Consider the following 5,805-nt stretch of genomic DNA (forward strand, 5'->3'; position numbering starts at 1 on the left):
GCATGAACGTGATCGGCTACAACTACTGGAGCCTCACCGACAATTACGAATGGGGTTCCTACACACCGCGTTTCGGCCTCTACACCGTCGACGTCAAGACCGATCCGAGCCTGACCCGCCGCCCCACCGACGCCGTGGACGCCTACCGCGCCATCGCCCACGACGCCGGTGTTCCCCCCGGATACCGGCCCACCCGGCCCGCGACGACCTGCTCGCTGGTCGACGCCCTCGACAGCTGCGCCGATCCGGCCGCCGCGCCGAACTAACTCCCGATCGCGCTCGACCACACCCAGATTCGCGATCCGCTGCGCATGCGCCGGGTGGTCGGCGGGCGGGCGGCGACGATGTCGTCGGCGAGCGGGTCCAATGCCTCGACGATGAGGTCCACGATCTCCTGCGACACCCCGGCGCCGGAGAGTGCGGCCGTGAGGTGGCGTGCCACCCGGTCGAAGTGGCGGCGGGTGATGCCGAGCCCCTGATGCACCCGCCGCAGTGACGCCCCGGTGTAGATCGCGGGCCCGCCGAGCACGGTCGAGAAGTACTCGACCTGGCGCTGTTTGAGTCGTTCGAGGTCGACCCCGGCGAAGAAGCCGGCCAGGTCCGCGTCGGCGTAGACGCGCCGGTAGAAGTCGTCGACCACCACGGTGAGCGTGGGGCCGCCGCCGATGCGGTCGTAGATGCTGGGCATATCCCGTCCTTCTCTAGCTGTTTGCACCGGACTGTGGCTCCCCCTCCTGGAACTGCTTGGGCCACAGGCCGGTACGACTCGAACATTAGGCGCGCGGGAGTGGTCCACGACACCGCCGATCGCGCGTGGGCGCGCAAAGTGGCTGGTAGGTCGCTCGCACCGGTTTTCCGGACCGGAAATCCGTCCGCCGACCGGCGGAGGGACCGGGCGATCGGCCCGCGCGACACGCCCCGCGCTGCCCCGGATTTCAGCTAATCGACAGCTACGCTCCGAATCGGGACATTCCGACCACCGTCCCGGAGGAGAAGCCCCGATGCGCAGACGCCTGCACGCCCTCGTCCTGGCCGGGCTCGCCGCGGCCGCGACGCTGTTGCCGGTGGGCGTCGCCCAGGCCACCCCGGCCGCCCCGCCCACGCCCGGTGTGCGCGGCGGGCTGGGATCGGACTTCCTGTGGGGTGTGGCGGCGTCGGGCTTCCAGTCCGAGGGCCATGCGCCCGACAGCAACTGGATGCACTACATCGACGCCAACTCCGGGTGGGACCGCTACCGCAACTCCATCGACTTCCGCTCCCGCTACCAGACCGATATCGCCCTGGCCGCGAGCCTGGGGGTCAAGGTGTTCCGCATCGGCATCGAGTGGGCGCGGTTGCAGCCCGAACCCGGCGTGTGGGACGAGCAGGGCTTCGCCTTCTACGACCAGGTCGTCGACGATATCGTGGCCAACGGCATGGAACCCATGCTGACCCTGGACCATTGGGTGTATCCGGGCTGGGAGGCCGAGCGCGGCGGCTGGCGCAATCCCGGCATGGTCGAGGACTGGCTGGCCAACGCCCGCAAGGTGGTCGACCGCTATACCTCGCGAAATCCGGTGTGGGTCACCGTGAACGAGCCGGTCGCCTACATCATGCACGAGGTGCGCCAGAACGACACCAACGCCGACGACATGCTCGACAAGGTCGCGCAGGTGCACAACCAGATCTACGACTACATCCACCAGGTGCAGCCCAAGGCCCTGGTCACCAGCAATGTCGGGTATGTGGCGGGCGCGGAATCGCAGGTCAACGGGCCGCTCATGGACCGCATCGGCGACAAGCTCGACTTCATCGGCGTGGACTACTACTTCGCCTACGACCCGCCGAAATCCAATGCCGTGAACCTGCCCGACGGCTCGGCCGCGCCCCCGGCCGGAATGTGGGAGCTGCCGATCCGGCCCGAGGGCATCTACTATGCGCTGCAACACTATTCGCAGAAGTTCCCGGGCAAGCCGCTGTGGGTGGTGGAGAACGGGATGCCCACCGAGGACGGCAAGCCCCGCGTCGACGGCTACACCCGGTCAGATCACCTGCGCGACACCGTCTACTGGCTGACCCGCGCCAAGGCCGACGGCATGAACCTCGTCGGCTACAACTACTGGTCGCTCACCGACAACTACGAGTGGGGTTCCTACACACCGCGATTCGGCCTCTACAGCGTCGACGCGCTCACCGACCCCAACCTGACGCGCAAACCGACCGACGGTGTGGACACCTACCGTCAGATCATCACCGCGGGCGGCGTCCCCACAGCGTACGAACCGGTCCGCTTCCCGGCGGATTGCAAGCTGGTCGACCCACCCGCCAGCTGCGACTCCCCCGTCACCGTCCCCACCGCGACCCCGGCCCCCTGATGCGGGCGGGGTCAGCGATCGAGTTCGCGGACCGCCCGCTCTATTTCCTCCACCAGCGTCGCCCCGCCGACCTCGTGTGCCGCGGCCCGGAACCGGTCGCGGAAGCGGTCGAGGTCGTAGCCCACGCCCTCACCGGTGTACTCCGCACCGGATGCCTCACGGATGACGCGGATCATCTCGTCGGCCAAGGCGGCGACATGGGTGCGAATCAGTTTGCGCAGCACACCCGACAGGGCGATGTCGGTGCCGACGTCATAGAGGATGAGCGCGCCGGAGAGCATGGCCGGTTCCGGCACTCGCCAGCGGTCGCCGACCGGTTCGAGGTAGCCCGCGGCGAGCAGATCCTCGAGCACTTCGGGGCGGCGATCACCGAGCAACGCGGTCAGACCCTCGTCGTCGAGGATGGTTCCGGCTTCCGGTTCGCCGCTGTAGCGGGGGTCGAAGACCTCACGCCAGTCACCGTCGCCGGGCACTTCGGCCTCGAACACCTCGCGAATCGCATCCAGTCGCAGCCCGCGCGCCTGCATCGCGGTGATCGCGTGCAGTCGCTCGAGGTGTTCGGGACCGTAAACGGCCTCCTTACCCGCCCGTCCAGGCTTGGGCAGCACGCCGACCGAGTGGTAGTAGCGGATGGTGCGAGCGGCCACCCCGCTGAGTTCCGCGAGTTGCAGTCGGCTGAATCGGTCCACGCGAACAGCATAGATACCGCTACCGGCGTACGTTGACAGTGGCAACTGTCCGCGTTAGCGTAACCGCCGCCACACTGTCGACGACGACACAGGGAGAATCCATGACCCAACGCGACACCGATTTCGACGTCCTCATCGTCGGATCCGGATTCGGCGGCAGTGTGAGCGCGCTGCGGCTGACCGAGAAGGGCTATCGCGTCGGAGTCCTCGAGGCCGGTCAGCGCTACGCCGACGACGAGCTGCCCGAGACGAGCTGGGATCTCAAGAAGTTCCTGTGGGCGCCCAAGCTGGGCTGCTTCGGCATTCAGCGCATCCACCCGCTGCGTGACGTATTGATCCTGGCCGGGGCGGGCGTGGGCGGCGGCTCGCTCAACTACGCCAACACGCTCTATGTGCCGCCCGCGCCGTTCTTCGCCGACCCGCAGTGGCGTGACATCACCGACTGGCACGACGAGCTGATGCCGTACTACACGCAGGCCCGCAAGATGCTCGGCGTGGTCACCAACCCGCACATGACCCCGGCCGACGAGATCTTCAAGCAGGTCGCCGACGACATGGGCGTGGGCGACACCTTCGTGCAGACCCCGGTCGGCGTGTTCTTCGGTGAGGCGGGCAAGACCGTCGACGACCCGTACTTCGGTGGCGCGGGCCCGCGTCGCACCGGCTGCATCGAATGCGGCGAGTGCATGACCGGTTGCCGCCACAACGCCAAGAACACTCTCGTCAAGAACTACCTGTATCTGGCGGAATCCGGTGGCGCGCAGGTGTTCCCGATGACCACGGTCACCTCCGTGCGCCCGCAGGCCGACGGCACCTGGGACGTGGAGACCGAACGCACCGGCACCTGGGTGCGCAAGCAGCCCAAGACCTATACCGCCAAGCATGTGGTGCTCGCCGCCGGCACCCGCGGCACCCAGCAGTTGCTGTTCGCGATGCGCGACAAGGGCGTGCTGCCCAAGCTGTCACCGCGGCTGGGCGTGCTGACCCGCACCAACTCCGAATCGATCGTCGGCGCGGCCACCCGCAAGGTGAACCCGGACATCGACTTCACCCGCGGCGTGGCCATCACCTCCTCCATCCACCCGACGCCCGACACTCACATCGAACCGGTCCGCTACGGCAAGGGCTCCAACTCGATGGGCCTGCTGCAGACCCTCATGGTCGACGGCGGCGGCAAGATCCCGCGCTGGCTGCGGTTCCTGTGGACGGTGATCCTGCATCCGCTGACGCTGCTGCAGTTCATGTCGGTGAAGAACTGGAGCGAGCGCACCATCATCTCGCTGGTCATGCAGCATCTGGACAACTCGATCACCACCTACACCAAGCGCGGGCTCTTCGGCCGCAAGCTGACCTCCAAACAGGGCCACGGCGAACCGAATCCGACCTGGATCCCGGCGGGCAACGAGGTCACCCGCAAGGTCGCCGACAAGATCGGCGGCGTGGCGGGCGGTTCCTGGGGCGAGGTGTTCAATATCCCGCTGACCGCGCACTTCCTGGGTGGCGCGGCGATCGGCGCGGATGCCGAGCACGGTGTCATCGACGCGTACCACCGCGTGTACGGCTACCCGACATTGAGTGTGGTCGACGGGGCGGCGGTGTCGGCGAACCTCGGGGTGAATCCGTCGCTGACCATTACCGCGCAGGCCGAGCGCGCCGCGGCGTTGTGGCCCAACAACGGTGAGGCCGATACCCGTCCGGCGCAGGACGCGGGCTACACGCGTATTGCACCCGTTGCACCCAAGCAGCCGATGGTCCCCGCGAGCGCCCCGGCGGCGCTGGTGCTGCCGATCGTCGAAATCCGCAGCGGCGATGGGCAGTCCACTCCGGCCTGAGATCGGATCGACTTCGCAGCGGGTCCGTCGAGCAGTCTCGGCGGGCCCGTTCCGCTGTCCCGGTGCGGCCTGTTCACGGTCCGGGCGCGGCGCTCTTCACGGTCTCGGCGACGGCTTGGTCAGGGTCCCGATGAGCGGGCGCGGCGTCCCGGTCAGCGGGCGTGGATGTGGGCCATCGGCGAGGTGGGCGGCGGGACGTCGCCGAGCGGGGCACGGAATTCCTGCAGCGCGCCGAGCACATCCACGTGCCGGGCGGCATAGCAGCGCACCTGCGGCAACGCGTGGGCGACCTCGCTGCGCTCGAGCGGTTCGGAATCGATGTAGCCGACCTGATCGAGGCCGACGCCGAGGGTTTCGGCGATGCGGGTGATGGCGGCGGACTTGCGGCCCCAGCCGACCTCGACGGCGGCGAAGCGCTCGGCCACCCCGTGGCGGCGCAATTGCTCTACCGTCCAGGCCCATTCACCGCGCGAGGCGATGGCGTGCATGACGCCACGCTCGGCCAGGATGCGCAGGGAGCGCGCGGCGTCGGCGCGCAGCGCACCGGCGCTGGAGTCGCACACCACCCCGTCCCACAGGGTGTTGTCGCACTCCCACACAAGCAGTTTCACGTTCGCGGCGTTCATCGAGCCCCTACCAGTCAGCAACCATCCGGTACCAAGGGTGCCGGACGGTCCCCTCTTTTACGAACCGCCCTGCGCGTGCCATCGTAGGGGCCGTCTGGGTCAATGCACCAGCGCAGGGCGAATTCGGAACGCTGAAGTTCCCATCTCCCTGCGGGTTCGGTGTGCGAGTGATCGCCGCTGGTAGCGTCGGATCCGGGCGGGACGGATCGGATCGAAAGGGGCGATGCCCATGCGGCGGCGCTGGAAACTCGCGGGTGGCCCGCCCGCGCTCGCGCTGGCACTGGTACTGACCGGTTGCGGCGCG

6 protein-coding genes are annotated in these 5,805 nt (G+C 68.2%); 3 read left to right on the forward strand and 3 right to left on the reverse strand.

Annotated elements, in window-relative coordinates; genetic code table 11:
• Positions 1–266: family 1 glycosylhydrolase (locus ACWELQ_RS36080; protein ID WP_452401498.1), on the forward strand; the 266-nt coding region annotated here is incomplete at its 5' end.
• Here the strand turns inward: ACWELQ_RS36080 and ACWELQ_RS36085 are convergent.
• A complete protein-coding gene (locus ACWELQ_RS36085) occupies positions 263–688 on the reverse strand; it encodes a group I truncated hemoglobin (RefSeq protein WP_452401499.1) in 426 nt (141 codons plus the stop codon). The genes ACWELQ_RS36080 and ACWELQ_RS36085 overlap by 4 nt on opposite strands.
• Before the next feature lie 313 nt (positions 689–1,001).
• Between ACWELQ_RS36085 and ACWELQ_RS36090 the strand changes: the two genes are divergently transcribed.
• Complete coding sequence (locus ACWELQ_RS36090) at positions 1,002–2,354, forward strand: family 1 glycosylhydrolase (protein WP_452401500.1); 1,353 nt, start codon at positions 1,002–1,004, stop codon at positions 2,352–2,354.
• A gap of 11 nt (positions 2,355–2,365) precedes the next feature.
• On the opposite strand, the gene ACWELQ_RS36095 is transcribed toward ACWELQ_RS36090, so the two are convergent.
• Positions 2,366–3,043 (reverse strand): MerR family transcriptional regulator, encoded by a 678-nt coding sequence (locus tag ACWELQ_RS36095; RefSeq protein ID WP_452401501.1) that lies wholly within the window; start codon positions 3,041–3,043, stop codon positions 2,366–2,368.
• A gap of 101 nt (positions 3,044–3,144) precedes the next feature.
• Here ACWELQ_RS36095 and ACWELQ_RS36100 point away from each other — a divergent pair, with 101 nt between their 5' ends.
• Complete coding sequence (locus tag ACWELQ_RS36100; protein WP_452401502.1) at positions 3,145–4,875, forward strand: GMC oxidoreductase; 1,731 nt, start codon at positions 3,145–3,147, stop codon at positions 4,873–4,875.
• Positions 4,876–5,027: 152 nt separating this feature from the next.
• Here ACWELQ_RS36100 and ACWELQ_RS36105 read toward each other — a convergent pair whose 3' ends face one another.
• Positions 5,028–5,501: a hypothetical protein gene (locus ACWELQ_RS36105; protein WP_452401503.1), complete on the reverse strand. Its 474-nt coding sequence runs from the start codon at positions 5,499–5,501 to the stop codon at positions 5,028–5,030.
• Positions 5,502–5,805: the final 304 nt, after the last annotated feature.

It is taken from the genome of Nocardia sp. NPDC004722 (assembly GCF_053601505.1).

What these genes read in the sequence shown, in the direction of transcription:
- ACWELQ_RS36085 (WP_452401499.1), bottom strand. Translation starts at nt 688, where the DNA reads ATGCCCAGCATCTACGACCGCATCGGCGGCGGCCCCACGCTCACCGTG.
- ACWELQ_RS36105 (WP_452401503.1), bottom strand. Translation starts at nt 5,501, where the DNA reads ATGAACGCCGCGAACGTGAAACTGCTTGTGTGGGAGTGCGACAACACC.
- ACWELQ_RS36090 (WP_452401500.1), top strand. Translation starts at nt 1,002, where the DNA reads ATGCGCAGACGCCTGCACGCCCTCGTCCTGGCCGGGCTCGCCGCGGCC.
- ACWELQ_RS36100 (WP_452401502.1), top strand. Translation starts at nt 3,145, where the DNA reads ATGACCCAACGCGACACCGATTTCGACGTCCTCATCGTCGGATCCGGA.